This is a genomic window from Pseudomonas sp. 13B_3.2_Bac1, from assembly GCF_025466205.1.
GTDB lineage: Bacteria > Pseudomonadota > Gammaproteobacteria > Pseudomonadales > Pseudomonadaceae > Aquipseudomonas > Aquipseudomonas fluorescens_H.
The window spans coordinates 15,664-32,323 of the sequence record NZ_JANLOG010000111.1; the positions used below are offsets into that span (position 1 = coordinate 15,664).

Sequence of the window (16,660 nt, forward strand, 5' to 3'; positions counted from 1 at the left end):
TTTGGGCGCCGACTGCCGCTGCGGCCATGACGATTCCTCCGGGTCTCATGCCTAATCCTCCGGCATGCAGGTCTGGGCAAGCGCATTGGCAAAAGGATCTGCGATGATGCTTGCATGCCTTTTTCCGTGACTTTTTTGAAGACCCCTCCGATGCAGTTGACCCGTCACCTTGATGCCAATGCCACCCTGGTTTCGCTGATCGAGCCGCTGGCGCTCCGCGATGGTTACAGCCAGACCGGGCTGCCCGGCGTGCAGGTATTGCGTGCCAGTTGCGACGTGGCGCGTGGCCCACACATTTATGAGCCGAGCCTGATGATCATCGCTCAGGGCAGCAAACTGGCGTTTCTCGGCCCGCGCACCATGGAGTATGGCGCCGGGCATTACCTGATTCAGGCGCTGCCGGTGCCGTTCGAGTGCGAAACCTTTGCCTTGCCGGATGCGCCGTTGCTCGGAGTATCGGTGGCCATCGACCGGGTGTTGCTCGGCGAGTTGGTGCTGGCCATGGGGCTGGCGCCGGGGCGGCACATTCCGGCACAGACTCCGGAGTCGATGACCTCGGTGGTGCTCGACGATGACATGCGCGGCTGTGTCGAACGCTTGCTGCGTTGCCTGCATGATCCGCTGGAGCGGCAGATTCTCGGGCCGGCGCGGGTGCGTGAATTGTTGTTCACCGCGCTGCGCGGACCGCAGGCCGATGTGTTGCGCGCGCTGGTGGAACAGCAGGGGCAGTTTGCCCGGGTGGCGGCGTCGATCAGCCATCTGCATGCGCATTACACCGAGCCGCTGAATGTCGAGACATTGGCCGGGTGCGCCAACATGAGTGTTTCGTCGTTCCATGAGCACTTCAAGCGCAGCACGCTGTTGTCGCCAGTGCAGTATCTGAAACGCTTGCGCCTGCTCAAGGCGCAGACGTTGCTGGTGGCCGAAGGGCTGGGCGTGGCGCAGGTGGCGCATCGGGTGGGGTATCAGAGTACGTCGCAGTTCAGTCGTGAGTACAAGCGCTATTTCGAGCGCAGCCCTGGTGATGAGCGCGTAGCCTGATTCGACGATGATTCCCTGTGGGAGCGGGCTTGCTCGCGAAGGCTGCGTGTCAGGCAACCTATCCGTCAACTGACACACCGCATTCGCGAGCAAGCCCGCTCCCACATGAGTCATGCGCTGTGGAAAAAATCCTGGGCAACAAAAAGGCCCCCATTTCGGGAGCCTTGATGTTCAGCGGTTCAGCTTACATGTTCGGGTAAGTCGGGCCGCCAGCGCCTTCCGGCGTGACCCAGGTGATGTTCTGCGAAGGGTCCTTGATGTCACAGGTCTTGCAGTGCACGCAGTTCTGGGCGTTGATCTGGAAGCGTTTTTCGCCGTCTTCCTTGGTGATCACTTCGTACACGCCGGCCGGGCAGTAGCGCTGCGCCGGTTCGTCGTACAGCGGCAAGTTCTTGCTGATCGGGATGCTCGGGTCGGTGAGCTTCAGGTGGCACGGCTGTTCTTCTTCGTGGTTGGTACCGGAGATGAACACCGAGCTCAGTTTGTCGAAGCTGAGTTTGCCGTCCGGCTTCGGATAGTCGATCTTCTTGCAGTCGGCCGCGAGCTTCAGGCAGGCGTAATCCGGCTTGGTGTCGTGCAGGGTGAACGGCAGTTTGCCGCCGAAGATGTTCTGGTCCAGCCAGTTGAAACCGCCGCCGACGATCGCGCCGAACTTGTGGATCGCCGGGCCGAAGTTGCGGCTGGCGAACAGTTCGTCGTAGAGCCAGCTCTTCTTGAACGCGTCGACGTAGGAGGTCAGCTCTTCAGTGCCATCCTTCTCGGCGAACAGTGCGTCGGCCACCGATTCAGCGGCGAGCATGCCGGACTTCATCGCGGTGTGGCTGCCTTTGATCTTGGCGAAGTTCAGGGTGCCGAGGTCGCAACCGATCAGCGCGCCGCCCTTGAAGACCATTTTCGGCAGCGAGTTCAGGCCACCCTTGCAGATCGCGCGGGCGCCGTAGCTGACGCGCTTGCCGCCTTCCAGGTACTGAGCCAGCACCGGGTGGTGCTTGAGGCGCTGGAACTCGTCGAACGGCGACAGGTAGGTGTTGCTGTAGGACAGGTCAACGATCAGGCCGACGACCACCTGGTTGTTTTCCAGGTGATAGAGGAACGAGCCACCGGTGTTTTCGGTGCCCATGATGTCCAGCGGCCAACCGGCGGTGTGCACCACCAGGCCTGGCTGGTGTTTGGCCGGGTCGATTTCCCAGATTTCTTTGAGGCCGATGCCGTAGTGCTGGGCGTCGGCATCGCTGTCGAGGTTGTAGCGTTTGATCAGTTGCTTGCCGATGTGACCACGGCAGCCTTCGGCGAACAGCGTGTACTTGCCACGCAGTTCCATGCCCGGGGTGTACAGGCCTTCTTTCGGATTGCCTTCGCGATCGACGCCCAGATCACCGGTGATGATCCCGCGCACGATGCCGTTTTCGTCGATCAGCGCTTCCTGAGCAGCGAAGCCAGGGTAGATTTCCACACCCAGGTTCTCGGCCTGCTGGGCCAGCCAGCGGCACAGGTTGCCGAGGGAAATAATGTAGTTGCCTTCGTTGTGCATGGTCTTGGGCACAAAGAAGTCAGGAATTTTCTGCGCGCTTTCGGCGTTTTTCAGCACGAAAATGTCATCGCGGGTGACCGGGGTGTTCAGCGGGGCGCCGAGTTCTTTCCAGTCCGGGAACAGTTCGTTCAGAGCGCGTGGTTCGAACACGGCACCGGAAAGGATGTGTGCGCCGACTTCGGAGCCTTTTTCGACCACGCAGACGCTGATTTCCTTACCGGCTTCGGCGGCCTTCTGCTTCAGACGGCAGGCGGCGGACAGGCCAGCGGGGCCGGCACCGACGATGACCACGTCGAATTCCATGTATTCGCGTTCCACAGGCTATCTCCTACTCAAGGCTCAACAGTTTTTTTTCTAATTTGGAGGTTCGGTGTCGCATCCGTTATTGCCTTTACGTTAACGTCAAGGGTAATAATGGGAAACCACCTTTCTCTCTAGGCGGCGCATTATATCTACACCACTCTGAGCGTCCAATACAAACGTTTGTTTGAATCGGCTCCAGCCCAGAGAAATCAAAGAAGCGCGGCTTATGAACGACCATTTTGCCGTATTGACCGGAATAGGCGTTCCGGTCAAGATACGGGCGGTTTTGCGCTCGCCGTAGGCAGACTGGCGGTTTCAAGAGCACCTCTAAAGACAGGGCACAGGCAGTACAAGGTGATGCGCAGCGCAAGTCCGGCGCGCAGTTTACACACCGTGCGAATCAATGACCCGTTGGTCACCACTGACGAACGGTCATCGCCCCCAGCCGGCGTTTTTAGAGGTGCCCTTGTGCCCGATGAGCATCAACCGCCAGGTTCGCCTAGGCGACTTTCTTTTCACCGGAGAGTAACGAGGAATCCATGAAGGTTCTTGTAGCTGTCAAACGCGTTGTGGATTACAACGTCAAGGTCCGCGTCAAGGCGGACAATTCCGGCGTAGACCTCGCCAACGTCAAGATGTCGATGAACCCGTTCTGCGAAATCGCAGTGGAAGAAGCCGTACGCCTGAAAGAGAAAGGTGTTGCGACTGAAATCGTCGTCGTCTCCATCGGCCCGTCCACCGCTCAGGAACAGCTGCGTACCGCACTGGCTCTGGGTGCCGACCGCGCCATCCTCGTCGAATCCGCTGAAGACCTGACTTCGCTGGCCGTGGCCAAGCTGCTCAAGGCAGTGGTCGACAAGGAACAGCCTCAGCTGGTGATCCTGGGCAAACAGGCGATCGACAGCGACAACAACCAGACCGGCCAGATGCTCGCTGCACTGAGCGGCTACGGTCAGGGCACTTTCGCCTCGAAAGTCGAAGTCTCCGGCGACAGCGTTGCCGTGACCCGCGAAATCGACGGCGGCGCGCAGACCGTTTCCCTGAAACTGCCAGCGATCGTCACCACCGACCTGCGTTTGAACGAGCCGCGTTATGCGTCCCTGCCAAACATCATGAAAGCCAAGAAGAAGCCTCTCGAAGTGCTGACTCCGGACGCTTTGGGCGTTTCCACCGCCTCCACCAACAAGACCCTGAAAGTCGAAGCGCCGGCTGCACGCAGCGCAGGCATCAAGGTCAAGTCGGTGGCTGAACTGGTCGAGAAACTGAAAAACGAAGCGAAGGTAATCTAAATGACTATCTTGGTTATTGCTGAACACGACAACAAAGTGCTGGCCCCGGCCACACTGAACACCGTGGCTGCTGCTGCCAAAATCGGCGGCGACATCCATGTGCTGGTTGCAGGTCAGGGCGCTGGCGCCGTGGCTGAAGCCGCTGCGAAAATCGCTGGCGTGAGCAAAGTCCTGAACGCTGACAATGCCGCTTACGCGCATCAGCTGCCGGAAAACGTTGCTCCTCTGGTTGCAGAGCTGGGCAAGGGCTACAGCCACATCCTGGCTGCCGCCACGTCCAACGGCAAAAACATCCTGCCGCGCGTTGCCGCTGCACTGGACGTTGACCAGATCTCCGAGATCATCTCGGTAGAAAGCGCCGACACCTTCAAGCGTCCGATCTACGCCGGTAATGCCATCGCTACCGTGCAATCGACCGCAGCGATCAAAGTGATCACCGTGCGTGCCACCGGTTTCGACCCGGTTGCCGCTGAAGGTGGTTCGGCGACTGTTGAAGCGGTTGCTGCTGCGCACGACGCCGGCACTTCCAGCTTCGTCAGCGAAGAACTGGCCAAGTCCGATCGTCCTGAGCTGACCGCTGCCAAGATCGTCGTTTCCGGCGGCCGCGGCATGCAGAACGGTGACAACTTCAAACACCTGTACGCCCTGGCCGATAAACTGGGCGCTGCCGTCGGTGCTTCGCGCGCTGCGGTCGACGCAGGTTTCGTACCGAACGACATGCAGGTCGGTCAGACCGGCAAGATCGTTGCGCCACAGCTGTACATCGCCGTCGGTATCTCCGGCGCGATCCAGCACCTGGCCGGCATGAAAGACTCCAAAGTGATCGTTGCGATCAACAAGGACGAAGAAGCGCCAATCTTCCAGGTGGCCGATTACGGCCTGGTGGCGGATCTGTTCGAAGCGGTACCTGAGCTGGAGAAGCTGGTCTAATCCGGCGGCTTCACTTATAAAGAGCCCGGCCTTCTGGTCGGGCTTTTTTTTGTCTGGGATTTGAGTGGGAGCGTCTTGCCATGGATCTGCGCCGCAGGTTGTTATTGGGATTGATCCTGTTGCCGGGGATGGCTGCGGCTGCCGGCAAATGCGAGCGTCTGGTCGTCACCGGCAGCCCGGATGCGCCGCCGTACCTGTGGCAGGACCCGCAGAATCCCAGGCACTTGATCGGCGCCAGTGCCGACCTGTTGCAGCAAGTGGCCAAGGATCTGGGGATCAAGGTCGAATTGCTCTACGCCGGCAAACGCTCGCAGGCCCTCGATGAGGTGCGCAGCGGGCGCATGGACATGCTGGCCGACACGCCGCTGATGTTCAACGAGCTGGAAAACCTCGACTACATCTATCCGCCGTTGCTGGAAAACGACTATCTGGTGTGGACACGCAAGGGCTCGACGCTGGTCTACAGCGAAGCCAAGGATCTGCACGGGCACACCGGCGGGTTGTCGGAAAAGTCTCGTATGACCCAGGCATTCGGCACTTTCGCCGAGCAGAATCTGACCCTGACCCGGACGGCAAACATCACCCAGGCCTTTCAGAAACTTCTGCTGGGTGAAGTCGAATATGTACTCGCCGGGCGCTACTCGGGCATGGCTGCCGCGCAGGCATTGGGCATGGCCAATGATCTGCTGGCGTTCGAGCAACCAATCGACCGACCGGGGCTGTTCCTCGCGGTTTCGCACAACTCGGCCTGCAACGATCCGTGGTTGCGCGGACAGCTCGCTAAAAAGATGACAGAATTGCCCGCGTCCGGACTGACCGAAGCCGCGCTGCAACGCAACATCGAGCGCTGGAAGGCTCAGCAGCAACAGCCGCAGCCATCTGTCAGTGCCCCAAAACAGTAGGGATTCTTAGTGAGTATTCGACCTCTTTTCGCGGCCATGGCCGTTCTGGCCCTGGCCGGCTGCGCCAACGATCCGGCACCCAACGAGCAAATGCGCCTGACCGAGCAGGCCATCACCCAGGCCAAGGCTGTCGGTGCGACCGCCGATGAAATGCCGGAAATGAAACTGGCTGAAGACAAGTTCAACCGGGCCAAGGGCAACATGGCCGACGAGTCTTACAAGAACGCCCGCATGCGTTCCGAACAGGCCGAGCTGGACGCACGTCTGGCAGAAGCCAAGGTGCTGACGCAAAAGAGCGAAGAGCAACTGAACGTGCTGAACACCCGCATCATCCGCCTGCGCAAGCAACTGGGAGATGCCCAATGAGCCTCAAGTCCAAAGCCCTTGGCGGGTTGGTTCTGGCTGGCTGCGTGAGCCTTTTCGGGTGTGCCGGTCAGCACAGTGAAAGCGCATTGCAACAAGCCAGCAGCGACTTCCAGAAGGTCAAGGAAGACTCCAATGTGCTGCGCATCGCTCCCAAGGACGTGATCCGTGCCGGTGAGTCCCTGGCCCGTGCCGATCGCCTGTCGACCTATTGGGGCAGTGGCTCCGACGTGGTGCATTACGCCTACCTGAGTCAGCGTTACAGCGAAATCGCTCGCGAACACACCAATCTGGTGCTCAACGAAGAGCGCGCGGCGAAGCTCGAGCTGGAACGCCAGCGTCTGCAACTGGCTCTGCGTGAGTCCAAACTGCTGAGCGTGCAGCAGCAGGGCAAGTGGCTCGAAGAGCAGATCGTCGCGCTGGCCACCACGCAAACCGATCGCGGTCTGGTGATGACCCTCGGTGACGTGCTGTTCGACACTGGCGAGGCGGAGCTGAAGAACTCGGCCAATCGCGTGGTGTTGAAGATCGTGCAGTTCCTGCAGCTCAACCCGAAACGCGTGGTGCGTATCGAGGGCTACACCGACAGCACCGGTGGCAAACAGGAAAACCTCAAGCTGTCGCGTGATCGCGCGCAAGCCGTGGCCGATGTGTTGATGGACCTTGGAATTGAGGACAAGCGCATTCAGGTCGAAGGTTACGGCGACGAGTACCCGGTGGACGCCAACGCTTCCGAGCGCGGGCGGGCACAGAATCGTCGGGTGGAAATTGTGTTTTCCGACGAAAAAGGCCAGCTCGGCGCCGCCCGCTGAGGGCTGCGTCTCTGGAAAGCCCGGCCTGTCATGCAGCGCCGGGCTTTTTTACGTCTGTCGAATAGCGCGCAAATCCGTACAGTTGTAGCTGACACTGCACTGTACGGTCGACTATGGTGGCAACTGTCCCAGTACACTTCTAAACTGTTCCGGTATTGTTTCACACAAGAATAAAATGCCCGTGAAATCGAGTGCTGCGTCATGACCAACCTCTTGCTCTACCAACGTATTGCTCAACAGCTGGCGGAAGATATCCGGCGCGGTGTCTATCAGCCCGGCGAACGCGTGCCGTCGGTGCGCAAGATGAGTTCGCAGCTCAATGTCAGCCATGCAACGGTGTTGCAGGCTTACGCCAATCTCGAGGATCAGGGCCTGATCCGCGCACGGCCGCAGTCCGGTTACTACGTGCACCAGACCCCGGCCCTGACGGCGCCGACACCGGATATCGCCCGGGTCGAACGCCCAGGCCTGGTCACTCGCGCCAGCATCATTCAGCAAGTGTTGGTCGAATCGCGGCGCGAGGGGGTTTTCCCGTTGGGCGCGGCGGTGCCGAGTGTCGATTACCTGCCGGTGCGCGCATTGCATCAGCAGTTGGCCAAGGTCACCCGATTCCATAGCCCTCGCGCTTTCAGCTACATGTTCAGCCCCGGTTTCGAACCGCTGCGCCGTCAAGTGGCGATCCGCATGCGCGATGCTGGCGTGGTGGTCGATCCGTCGGAAGTGGTGATCACCCACGGTTGCGTCGATGCGCTGCAGATGTCGCTGCGGGTTTTGACTCGTCCGGGTGATCTGATCGCCGCCGAGTCGCCAACCTATTACGGCCTGCTGCAACTGGCCGACCTGCTGGGCCTGAAAGTGATCGAGATTCCCAGCGACCCGGCCACGGGCATGAGCCTGGAAGCCTTGCAACTGGCGGCCAACCAATGGTCGATCAAGGCGCTGGTGCTGACCACCCGGCTGAGCAATCCGCTGGGTGGCACCATGCCCGAAGAGCGGCAGAAACAACTGCTGCGTCTGGCCTCGGACTTCGATATCCAGATTGTCGAAGACGACATCTATGGCGAGTTGATGTTCGAACAGGGTCGCACCAAAGCCCTCAAGGCCTACGATCGACTGGATCGGGTGATCTACTGCTCGAGTTTTTCCAAGACGTTGTCGCCGGGCGTGCGGGTCGGCTGGATGATCGCCGGCAAGTATCAGCAAGAAATCCAGCGTCTGCAGACGTTCACCACGCATTCGGCGTGCAGCGTCACGCAGATGGCGATTGCCGCTTATCTGGAAAATGGCGGTTATGACCGGCATTTACGGTACATCCGCCAGGAATACCGGAAAAACCTCAGCGCGTTCCAACTGGCGGTGCAGCAGTACTTCCCCGAAGGCACGCAAATGACCCGGCCCACGGGCGGTTTCATCCTCTGGGTGAGCCTGCCGGGCAGGATCAATACCCAGGAATTGCACGTGCGTGCATTGCAGCAGGGCATCAGCATTGCACCGGGGTTGATCTTCAGTAATACCGAGCAGTTCAACCACTGCATCCGCCTGAACTGCGGCACGCCGTGGAATCGCGAGGCGGAAAGGGCGCTGATGACCCTCGGCTTGCTGGCGACTCAACTGTGTCAGGAAACGGCTGGCGGATTCTGAACGAGTGGCGCGTCATGCTTGTCTTGTGACGCTCAACAGGCGAGCATATGGCCCTCTGCCGTTAGTGTTGTAGGGCTCATGAAAGCGATTTTGCCTGCTGCCTGGATTTTGTTTGGTGTGTTGACGATGGGACATGCGCCCGGTGTCATGGCAGCCGCCGTTCAGGAAAAGCCTGCGGAGTCAGCACCGGCGAGCAAAACGGCCAGCAACAAAGCCGTTGCGGATAAGAAAGCTCAAGTTAAAAAAGCCCCGCAAAAGAAGGCCGCCCCGGTGAAGAAACGGCCCCCGGTCGCTTCCAAGTCGAAACCGGCCAGTGAGGTGGCGAAAACCCGATTGCCGCCGGCCAAGCTCGATCTGAGCCTGCCCAAGGACATGGTGCAGCAGCTCAAACCGGCCGGTACCGTCACGTTACCTAAACACGACGCTATCCTGCCGCAGATGTTCGGCGAGAAGAACAGCGGCTTCCAGCTCAACGGCCGTCTGCTCAGTAACGAAATGCAGCTGCAACTGCGCAACGAAGAGCGTCGTGAAGTCGAAGGCGCGGCGCTGGATTTCGAATTCAAGCAGTAAATCAAATCGATCCGTGACCCGCAGACCAGACGCTTTGTCGGAGACTGGTCAGTCACTTTCGTTTCTGCGTAAAAACCCCGGTTCAGGGAATTTGAAACAACCGTTTTAGCGGTTACTCTGTGGCCGTCCCTTTAACACATTGCCCGTCGCGAGGACTCGTCGTCATGAAATGCCGTGAAGGCTGTGGCGCTTGCTGTATTGCCCCCTCCATCAGTTCTGCCATCCCAGGCATGCCCAATGGCAAACCTGCCGGCGAACGTTGCGTGCAACTCTCGGTCGAAAACCTGTGCAACATTTTCGGTCAGCCGGAACGCCCGGCGGTCTGCTCGGGATTTGCCGCCGATGTCGAAGTCTGTGGCAGCAGCCGGGAAGAGGCGATCAGGTTGATCGGCTGGTGGGAGCAAATGACGGCGGCGTGATGTGTCAAACGAACGGAACTTCAACAATAAGGAATAAGACTATGGGTTCGCTGCATCGTATCGCTGTGTTGTGTGGTTTGACGGCTGTGCTGGCCACTTCGGTTGCTCAGGCTGAGGACTGGAAAGTCGCCAAGGAGCAGGACGGGATCAAGGTCTCGCTGGCCGAAGTGCCGGGTTCGGATTACAAGTCCTATCAGGGCGTTGCTCTGATGAAGACCACCGTTGCCAAACTGCGTGCCTTGCAGGAAGACGTGGCCGGAGCCTGCGCCTGGATTCACGAGTGCAAAACCCAGAAGCTGCTCAAGCACGAGGGCGATCAGAGTTGGACCTACACCCAGTTCAATACGCCTTGGCCAGTCACCCCACGCGATTCGGTGCTGCACGTCACCACCGTTGAAGGTGCCGATGGCAGCCTGACCCGCAACCTCGAAGGCGTGCCGAAGTACATTCCCGAAGAGAAAGGTTTTGTCCGCGTCGCGCAGGTCAAAGGCTTCTGGAAGTTCGTGCCCAAAGGTGATCAGGTCGAAGTGACCTATCAAGTGCACACCGAGCCAGGCGGCAGTGTGCCGAGCATGATTGCCAACAAGTTTGTGGTCGACGCGCCATTCAACACCCTGAAAGCCCTGAAAGAACGCGCCGAGAAGTAATTCGCGCGCTGACAGCAAAACGCCCCGACTGATTCGGGGCGTTTTGTTTTGTCGTTATATTGTGTTTCCAGATATGCGCTGCACGAAATTTTCACAAAGCGTTCCAGACAATTCGCCCGCGCTCTCTGCAGTTGTCCCCGTATCCCCGCGCCTTGAATGAAAGAGTCCGACGGTGGGACAGTAATCAATGGCAATGCTGCCGTTGATCGTGCAACATTTGCGCACCGCGCACGCCCCGGGGCCTGGAATGGCCAATAGAGGGCATGGCGCCGCCGTATTTTGCAACTTCAACTTCCAATGGGTCCTAAAACGACATGGCAAACCCGGACGCCCTGAATCAGCAGCGATCTTCCACTCGCCTGCTGCAACCGACCGTCAAATCGCATCTGGCCTACACGCTGCTGTGTGCCCTGGTCATGATGGTGATGTTTTCCGTGCTGCGCCTCGCGCTGCTGGTCTACAACCGCGAGATGATCCTCGATACCCCGGCTTCGACCTTCCTCGAAGCTTTTGCCAACGGCCTGCGTTTCGACCTGCGCCTTGTGGTCTACATCTGCGTTCCGCTGGTGCTGGCACTGTTCAGTGCCCGGGCGATGGCCGCGCGCGGCTTTTTCCGTCTGTGGCTGACCGTCGCCTCGAGCATCGCGCTGTTCCTCGGCCTGATGGAGATGGACTTCTACCGTGAGTTCCACCAGCGCCTCAACGGCCTGGTGTTCCAGTACGTGAAAGAAGACCCGAAAACCGTGATGAGCATGCTCTGGTACGGTTTCCCGGTGGTGCGTTACCTGCTGGCGTGGGTCATCGGCACCGTGATCCTGACCCTGGCCTTCAAGGGCGCCGACCGTGCGACCCGTCCACGTGGCCCGTTCAGCGGCGGCAACGTCGGTACCCGTCAGGTGGCGCCGTGGTACACGCGTCTCGCGGTATTCGTGGTCTGCCTGCTGATCTGCGTCGTCGCTGCCCGTGGCACCCTGCGTCAGGGCCCGCCGTTGCGCTGGGGTGACGTCTACACCACCGAATCGAACTTCGCCAACCAGTTGGGTCTCAACGGCACGCTGTCGCTGATCGCCGCCGCCAAGGACCGCATGGGCGAGGATCGCGACAACATCTGGAAAGCCACGCTGCCGCAGGAACAGGCGCAGAAAGTGGTGCGCGAGATGCTGGTGATGCCGGACGACAAACTGGTCGATGCCGACATCGCTGCTGTGCGTCGTGACTACACGCCACCGGCCGACAAGACCCTGCCGATCAAGAACGTCGTCGTGATCCTCATGGAAAGCATGGCCGGTCACTCGGTGGGCGCCCTGGGCGCACCGGGCAACATCACGCCGTACCTCGACAAACTGTCGAAGGAAGGCCTGCTGTTCGACCGTTTCTTCTCCAACGGCACCCACACCCACCAGGGCATGTTCGCCACGATGGCGTGCTTCCCGAACCTGCCGGGCTTCGAATACCTGATGCAGACCCCGGAAGGCAGCCACAAGCTGTCCGGCCTGCCGCAGTTGCTCAGCGCGCGCAAGTATGACGACGTCTACGTCTACAACGGTGACTTCGCCTGGGACAACCAGTCGGGCTTCTTCAGCAACCAGGGCATGACCAACTTCGTTGGCCGTAACGACTTCGTCAATCCGGTGTTCTCCGATCCGACCTGGGGCGTGTCCGACCAGGACATGTTCGACCGTGGTCTGCAGGAGCTGAAGGCACGGGAAAACGGCAAGCCGTTCTACGCGCTGCTGCAAACCCTGTCCAACCACACGCCGTACGCCTTGCCGACGCCATTGCCGGTGGAGCGCGTGACCGATCGTGGCAGCCTCAACGAACACCTGACCGCCATGCGTTACGCCGACTGGGCACTGGGTCAGTTCTTCGAGAAGGCGCGTAAAGAGCCGTACTTCAAGGAAACCCTGTTCGTGATCGTCGGCGACCACGGTTTCGGTAACGAGCGCCAGATCACCGAAATGGACCTGGGCCGCTTCAACGTGCCGATGCTGATGATTGCTCCGGGCATCCAGGAGAAGTTCGGCACCCGCGACCACACCGTGGGCACCCAGATCGACATCGTGCCGACCATCATGGGTCGTCTGGGTGGCGAAGTGCGTCATCAGTGCTGGGGCCGCGACCTGCTGAACCTGCCGGCCGGCGACACCGGTTTCGGTGTGATCAAACCGTCGGGCAGCGAGCAGACCACGGCCATCGTCACCGCCGACCAGATCCTGGTGCTGCCGAAAGAGAAGGAAATGGCGCCGAAGATCTACCAGTACCAACTGGGCGCGAACCCTTCTGCCGAGATCATTCCGGACGCACCGCGTACCGCCGAACTGAAGCTCAAGCTTGAAGCGTTCCTGCAAACAGCGACCAAGAGTCTGATGGACAACACTGCCGGTGTCGTCAACGGCAAGCCTGACTGATAAAACTGCTGCATAAAAAAGAGGCCCCTGAGGGCCTCTTTTTTTGTCTTGGGGTTTTATATCCTGCCAAGTAACAGCAAGACCAACAGCACCACCAACACCACGCCGATAATGCCCGAAGGACCATAACCCCAACTTCTGGAGTGCGGGAAGACCGGCAAACCACCGATCAGCAACAGGATCAGGATAATGATAAGAATTGTGCCCATGTCGATTTCCTTGTTTATAGCGTTCGAGAAGACTTGGTGTTCAAGGGCGACTGGAGGCTAACTAATTCCAGACGGCTTACAAATTCCGACTGGTGCGAATGAAAGAAAATTCAATGTTTTTTTAATGTATTTGGATTACTCGTTTATTTCCTTTAAAGCGCGAGATCAAAAGATCGCAGCCTTCGGCAGCTCCTACAGGGAACCGGTGCAGGAGCTGCCGAAGGCTGCGATCTTTTGATCCTGTATTCAGCAATCTGATGGAGCGTGGGTGGCCAGTGTTCCTTCGCTACACTCCGCGCATCTCCTACGGAACAACAAGGCTGTCTGCTATGCAAAATCGCATGATGATCACGGGTGCGGGCTCAGGTTTGGGTCGCGAAATCGCGCTGCGCTGGGCGCGTGAAGGCTGGCAGTTGGCTTTGTCGGATGTCAGCGAGCCCGGCCTGCTGGAAACCCTGAAACGGGTGCGTGAGGCCGGTGGCGACGGTTTCATCCAGCGTTGCGATGTGCGTGATTACAGCCAGCTCACCGCGTTTGCCCAAGCCTGTGAAGTGAAGCTGGGAGGCATCGATGTCATCGTCAACAATGCTGGTGTGGCGTCAGGCGGATTTTTCAGCGAGCTGTCTCTAGAGGATTGGGACTGGCAGATCGCGATCAACCTGATGGGCGTGGTCAAGGGCTGCAAGGCGTTCCTGCCGCTGCTGGAACAGAGCAAAGGCAAGATCATCAACATCGCCTCGATGGCGGCCTTGATGCAAGGCCCGGCGATGAGCAACTACAACGTGGCCAAGGCCGGTGTGGTGGCGTTGTCGGAAAGTTTGCTGATCGAACTGGCGCAGCAGGAAGTCAGCGTGCATGTGGTTTGCCCGTCGTTCTTCCAGACCAACTTGCTCGATTCGTTCCGTGGCCCGACGCCGGCGATGAAAGCCCAGGTCGGCAAGTTGCTGGAAAGTTCGCCGATCACTGCTGCTGACATCGCTGACTATATCTATCAGCAAGTATCCGCGGGCGAGTTCATGATTCTGCCGCACGAGCAAGGGCGCATGGCCTGGGCGATCAAGCAGAAGAACCCGCAACTGATCTACAACGAAATGACCACCATGGCCGATAAAATGCGCGCCAAGGCCAAACAAACCAACGGTTGAACTTGCCCGGCGGGTATCGCGTCGTTAGGGTGGCCGCATTGGTCACCCTGTCGAGACGCATCAATGCTCAATTACCTGTGGTTCTTCCTCGCGGCGCTGTTTGAAATCGCCGGTTGTTTCGCCTTTTTCATGTGGCTGCGTCAGGGCAAAAGTGCCTTGTGGGTGATCCCGGCACTGCTCAGCCTGACCCTGTTCGCGCTGTTGTTGACCCGGGTCGAAGCGGCTTACGCCGGGCGCGCCTATGCCGCGTATGGCGGAATCTACATCGTCGCGTCGATCGGCTGGCTGGCGGTGGTCGAGCGCGTGCGCCCGCTGGGTTCGGACTGGATCGGCGTGGCGTTATGTGTGATCGGTGCCAGTGTGATTCTGTTCGGGCCGCGATTTTCCGCCGCTTGAGGCGAGACTGTTTAGCCATTTGCAGGAAACGTCTGAAGGGCGCAGCGACTCACGGTGTAGGGCAAGACTGAATTGCTCGCGACCCATTGTAGAGCGCCCGTCCGCCGCGCATCTTCAGGGCTGGCTAACCCTGAAGGACGAACTCCATGCTTGTACTCAGCCGTGTTGTGGGCGAGTTGATTTCCATCGGTGACGATATTTCCGTGCGCGTATTGTCAGTCAACGGATCCAGCGTGCGCTTCGGCGTCGAGGCGCCGCAGAAGGTCAATGTGCACCGCTCTGAAGTTTACGAGCGGATCCAGCGCAAACAGATCAGCGAAAAGGCTCGCTGAGGTTTTCAGTCGGACAGATGCTTGGGCACATCGTGCTTGAGCATCAACTGGCATTGCTCGCTTTCCGGGTCGAAAACAATCAGCGCCTGGCCTTTGGTCAGTGCCTGGCGGACGCGCAGTACACGGGTTTCCAATGGGGTGTCATCACCGTTGTCGGTACCGTCGCGAGTGACGAAATCCTCGATCAGGCGGGTGAGGGTGTCGACTTCAAGAGCGTCGTAGGGAATCAGCATGGGCACCTCGGCTAAATCAATGGCGGGATGCTACGGCGATTACGTTATCCCCGCCAGTTTTCGTGGCGTGCCAATTCGCGAGCAAGCTCGCTCCCACATTTGGAATGCGTGTCCCCTGTGGGAGCGAGCCTGCTCGCGAAGGTGCTTGGTCTGCCAACAAGGATTCAGCTGTCCGAGCGCTGCCCCACCAGACTGTCCACCGACGGCACCCGCGTATCGCTCTCCATCTGCGTCTCATGCTCGATCTGATGACTGAAGCGATCCAGCGAAGCATTGGCCGGCGCCGCATCGCTGGCGAATACCGGCGGACTCAGAATGTACGCCCCAAGCAAACGACTGAGCGCCGCCAGACTGTCGAGGTGCGTACGTTCATAACCATGGGTCGCGTCGCAGCCAAAGGCGAGCAGGGCGGTGCGGATATCGTGCCCGGCAGTCACCGCCGAATGCGCATCGCTGAAGTAATAGCGGAACAGGTCGCGCCTTACCGGCAGTTCGTTTTCGCTGGCCAGACGCAGCAAATGCCGCGACAGGTGATAGTCATAAGGCCCGCCGGAATCCTGCATCGCCACGCTCACCGCGTGTTCGCTGGAATGCTGGCCTGGCGCAACCGGCGCGATGTCGATACCGACGAATTCGCTGACATCCCACGGCAATGCCGCCGCCGCGCCACTGCCGGTTTCCTCGGTGATGGTGAACAGCGGGTGACAGTCGATCATCAACTCCTGACCGCTGTCGACGATGGCCTTGAGCGAGGCCAGCAGCGCGGCAACGCCAGCCTTGTCATCGAGGTGACGGGCGCTGATATGGCCGCTCTCGGTGAACTCCGGCAGCGGGTCGAACGCCACCACGTCGCCGACGCTGATGCCCAGCGATTCGCAATCGGCCTTGGTCGCGCAGTAGGCATCCAGACGCAGTTCGACGTGATCCCAACTGATCGGCATCTCGTCCACCGCGGTATTGAACGCGTGCCCGGACGCCATCAGCGGCAGCACGCTGCCACGAATCACGCCGTTGTCGGTGAACAGGCTGACCCGGCTGCCCTCGGCAAACCGGCTCGACCAGCAACCGACCGGGGCCAGGGTCAGACGGCCGTTGTCTTTCACCGCACGCACGGCGGCGCCGATGGTATCGAGGTGCGCGGAGACAGCGCGGTCGGGGCTGTTTTTCTTGCCCTTGAGCGTGGCGCGGATCGTGCCGCGACGGGTCATCTCGAAAGGGATGCCAATTTCTTCCAGACGCTCGGCGACGTAACGCACGATGGTGTCGGTGAACCCGGTAGGGCTGGGAATGGCGAGCATTTCCAGCAGGACTTTTTGCAGGTAGTTGAGATCCGGTTCAGGGATTTGAGTGGTCATGGAAACTCCTGATGAGTTGAGGCGCATCGATGGTTTCGATGAGGGGTGATTTAGGGTGTCTGTTGCGGCCCCTTGGCGGGGCTGCCCCCCCCCCCACATTTGAATGGGTTACACCCTTGGGGGGGGGGGTGGTC

At 59.6% G+C, this 16,660-nt stretch carries 18 protein-coding genes; 14 read left to right on the forward strand and 4 right to left on the reverse strand.

Annotated elements, in window-relative coordinates; genetic code table 11:
* Positions 1-150 precede the first annotated feature (150 nt).
* Positions 151-1,041 carry an AraC family transcriptional regulator gene (locus tag NTD85_RS18000; RefSeq protein ID WP_003226986.1) on the forward strand — a complete coding sequence of 297 codons (891 nt, stop codon included), beginning with the start codon at positions 151-153 and terminating at the stop codon, positions 1,039-1,041.
* Between the two features lie 184 nt (positions 1,042-1,225).
* Here the strand turns inward: NTD85_RS18000 and NTD85_RS18005 are convergent, their stop codons facing one another.
* On the reverse strand, positions 1,226-2,890 hold the full coding sequence (locus NTD85_RS18005) for an electron transfer flavoprotein-ubiquinone oxidoreductase (protein WP_003226984.1): 1,665 nt from the start codon (positions 2,888-2,890) through the stop codon (positions 1,226-1,228).
* 524 nt (positions 2,891-3,414) lie between these two features.
* Between NTD85_RS18005 and NTD85_RS18010 the strand changes: the two genes are divergently transcribed.
* From NTD85_RS18010 to NTD85_RS18055, 10 genes are all read left to right on the forward strand, one after another.
* Positions 3,415-4,164 carry an electron transfer flavoprotein subunit beta/FixA family protein gene (locus tag NTD85_RS18010; protein WP_003226982.1) on the forward strand — a complete coding sequence of 250 codons (750 nt, stop codon included), beginning with the start codon at positions 3,415-3,417 and terminating at the stop codon, positions 4,162-4,164.
* On the forward strand, positions 4,165-5,094 hold the full coding sequence (locus tag NTD85_RS18015; RefSeq protein WP_103484712.1) for an electron transfer flavoprotein subunit alpha/FixB family protein: 930 nt from the start codon (positions 4,165-4,167) through the stop codon (positions 5,092-5,094).
* 80 nt (positions 5,095-5,174) lie between these two features.
* Positions 5,175-5,996: a substrate-binding periplasmic protein gene (locus tag NTD85_RS18020; RefSeq protein ID WP_103521832.1), complete on the forward strand. Its 822-nt coding sequence runs from the start codon at positions 5,175-5,177 to the stop codon at positions 5,994-5,996.
* A 9-nt stretch (positions 5,997-6,005) separates the two neighbouring features.
* A complete protein-coding gene (locus NTD85_RS18025; RefSeq protein ID WP_177434686.1) occupies positions 6,006-6,362 on the forward strand; it encodes a DUF4398 domain-containing protein in 357 nt (118 codons plus the stop codon).
* Positions 6,359-7,171, forward strand: a complete 813-nt coding sequence (locus NTD85_RS18030) for an OmpA family protein (RefSeq protein ID WP_103484710.1) — start codon at positions 6,359-6,361, stop codon at positions 7,169-7,171. Before NTD85_RS18025 ends, NTD85_RS18030 begins: the two co-directional genes overlap by 4 nt.
* 201 nt (positions 7,172-7,372) lie before the next feature.
* Complete coding sequence (locus tag NTD85_RS18035; protein WP_262142831.1) at positions 7,373-8,812, forward strand: PLP-dependent aminotransferase family protein; 1,440 nt, start codon at positions 7,373-7,375, stop codon at positions 8,810-8,812.
* Positions 8,813-8,890: 78 nt separating this feature from the next.
* Positions 8,891-9,382, forward strand: coding sequence for a translation initiation factor 2 (locus NTD85_RS18040; protein WP_226499735.1), 492 nt, complete (start codon positions 8,891-8,893; stop codon positions 9,380-9,382).
* A 164-nt stretch (positions 9,383-9,546) separates the two neighbouring features.
* Positions 9,547-9,801 carry a YkgJ family cysteine cluster protein gene (locus NTD85_RS18045; RefSeq protein WP_045122579.1) on the forward strand — a complete coding sequence of 85 codons (255 nt, stop codon included), beginning with the start codon at positions 9,547-9,549 and terminating at the stop codon, positions 9,799-9,801.
* 41 nt (positions 9,802-9,842) lie between these two features.
* Positions 9,843-10,448, forward strand: a complete 606-nt coding sequence (locus NTD85_RS18050; RefSeq protein ID WP_108588835.1) for an START domain-containing protein — start codon at positions 9,843-9,845, stop codon at positions 10,446-10,448.
* A 314-nt stretch (positions 10,449-10,762) separates the two neighbouring features.
* Positions 10,763-12,856 carry an LTA synthase family protein gene (locus tag NTD85_RS18055; protein WP_262142832.1) on the forward strand — a complete coding sequence of 698 codons (2,094 nt, stop codon included), beginning with the start codon at positions 10,763-10,765 and terminating at the stop codon, positions 12,854-12,856.
* Between the two features lie 56 nt (positions 12,857-12,912).
* On the opposite strand, the gene NTD85_RS18060 is transcribed toward NTD85_RS18055, so the two are convergent.
* Positions 12,913-13,071 (reverse strand): DUF3309 family protein, encoded by a 159-nt coding sequence (locus tag NTD85_RS18060; RefSeq protein WP_169432680.1) that lies wholly within the window; start codon positions 13,069-13,071, stop codon positions 12,913-12,915.
* Positions 13,072-13,394: 323 nt separating this feature from the next.
* On the opposite strand from NTD85_RS18060, the gene NTD85_RS18065 reads away from it, so the two are divergent.
* The 3 genes from NTD85_RS18065 (at position 13,395) to csrA (ending at position 14,938) form a co-directional block, all read left to right on the forward strand.
* The gene (locus tag NTD85_RS18065; protein ID WP_262142833.1) at positions 13,395-14,210 is read left to right on the forward strand and encodes an SDR family oxidoreductase; all 816 of its coding nucleotides are present in this window, start codon (positions 13,395-13,397) and stop codon (positions 14,208-14,210) included.
* 63 nt (positions 14,211-14,273) lie between these two features.
* Complete coding sequence (locus NTD85_RS18070; RefSeq protein ID WP_003226957.1) at positions 14,274-14,606, forward strand: YnfA family protein; 333 nt, start codon at positions 14,274-14,276, stop codon at positions 14,604-14,606.
* A gap of 146 nt (positions 14,607-14,752) precedes the next feature.
* Positions 14,753-14,938 (forward strand): carbon storage regulator CsrA, encoded by a 186-nt coding sequence (gene csrA / locus NTD85_RS18075; protein WP_003226955.1) that lies wholly within the window; start codon positions 14,753-14,755, stop codon positions 14,936-14,938.
* A gap of 5 nt (positions 14,939-14,943) precedes the next feature.
* On the opposite strand, the gene NTD85_RS18080 is transcribed toward csrA, so the two are convergent.
* The gene (locus NTD85_RS18080) at positions 14,944-15,171 is read right to left on the reverse strand and encodes a YheU family protein (RefSeq protein WP_262142834.1); all 228 of its coding nucleotides are present in this window, start codon (positions 15,169-15,171) and stop codon (positions 14,944-14,946) included.
* Positions 15,172-15,335: 164 nt separating this feature from the next.
* Positions 15,336-16,526, reverse strand: coding sequence for an osmoprotectant NAGGN system M42 family peptidase (locus NTD85_RS18085; protein WP_262142835.1), 1,191 nt, complete (start codon positions 16,524-16,526; stop codon positions 15,336-15,338).
* Positions 16,527-16,660 lie beyond the last annotated feature (134 nt).

Bases quoted from the DNA above. Each gene is read 5' to 3' on its own strand.
- NTD85_RS18000 (WP_003226986.1), top strand. From the start codon at position 151: ATGCAGTTGACCCGTCACCTTGATGCCAATGCCACCCTGGTTTCGCTG.
- NTD85_RS18010 (WP_003226982.1), top strand. From the start codon at position 3,415: ATGAAGGTTCTTGTAGCTGTCAAACGCGTTGTGGATTACAACGTCAAG.
- NTD85_RS18015 (WP_103484712.1), top strand. From the start codon at position 4,165: ATGACTATCTTGGTTATTGCTGAACACGACAACAAAGTGCTGGCCCCG.
- NTD85_RS18020 (WP_103521832.1), top strand. From the start codon at position 5,175: ATGGATCTGCGCCGCAGGTTGTTATTGGGATTGATCCTGTTGCCGGGG.
- NTD85_RS18030 (WP_103484710.1), top strand. From the start codon at position 6,359: ATGAGCCTCAAGTCCAAAGCCCTTGGCGGGTTGGTTCTGGCTGGCTGC.
- NTD85_RS18035 (WP_262142831.1), top strand. From the start codon at position 7,373: ATGACCAACCTCTTGCTCTACCAACGTATTGCTCAACAGCTGGCGGAA.
- NTD85_RS18040 (WP_226499735.1), top strand. From the start codon at position 8,891: ATGAAAGCGATTTTGCCTGCTGCCTGGATTTTGTTTGGTGTGTTGACG.
- NTD85_RS18045 (WP_045122579.1), top strand. From the start codon at position 9,547: ATGAAATGCCGTGAAGGCTGTGGCGCTTGCTGTATTGCCCCCTCCATC.
- NTD85_RS18050 (WP_108588835.1), top strand. From the start codon at position 9,843: ATGGGTTCGCTGCATCGTATCGCTGTGTTGTGTGGTTTGACGGCTGTG.
- NTD85_RS18055 (WP_262142832.1), top strand. From the start codon at position 10,763: ATGGCAAACCCGGACGCCCTGAATCAGCAGCGATCTTCCACTCGCCTG.
- NTD85_RS18065 (WP_262142833.1), top strand. From the start codon at position 13,395: ATGCAAAATCGCATGATGATCACGGGTGCGGGCTCAGGTTTGGGTCGC.
- NTD85_RS18070 (WP_003226957.1), top strand. From the start codon at position 14,274: ATGCTCAATTACCTGTGGTTCTTCCTCGCGGCGCTGTTTGAAATCGCC.
- csrA (WP_003226955.1), top strand. From the start codon at position 14,753: ATGCTTGTACTCAGCCGTGTTGTGGGCGAGTTGATTTCCATCGGTGAC.
- NTD85_RS18080 (WP_262142834.1), bottom strand. From the start codon at position 15,171: ATGCTGATTCCCTACGACGCTCTTGAAGTCGACACCCTCACCCGCCTG.
- NTD85_RS18085 (WP_262142835.1), bottom strand. From the start codon at position 16,526: ATGACCACTCAAATCCCTGAACCGGATCTCAACTACCTGCAAAAAGTC.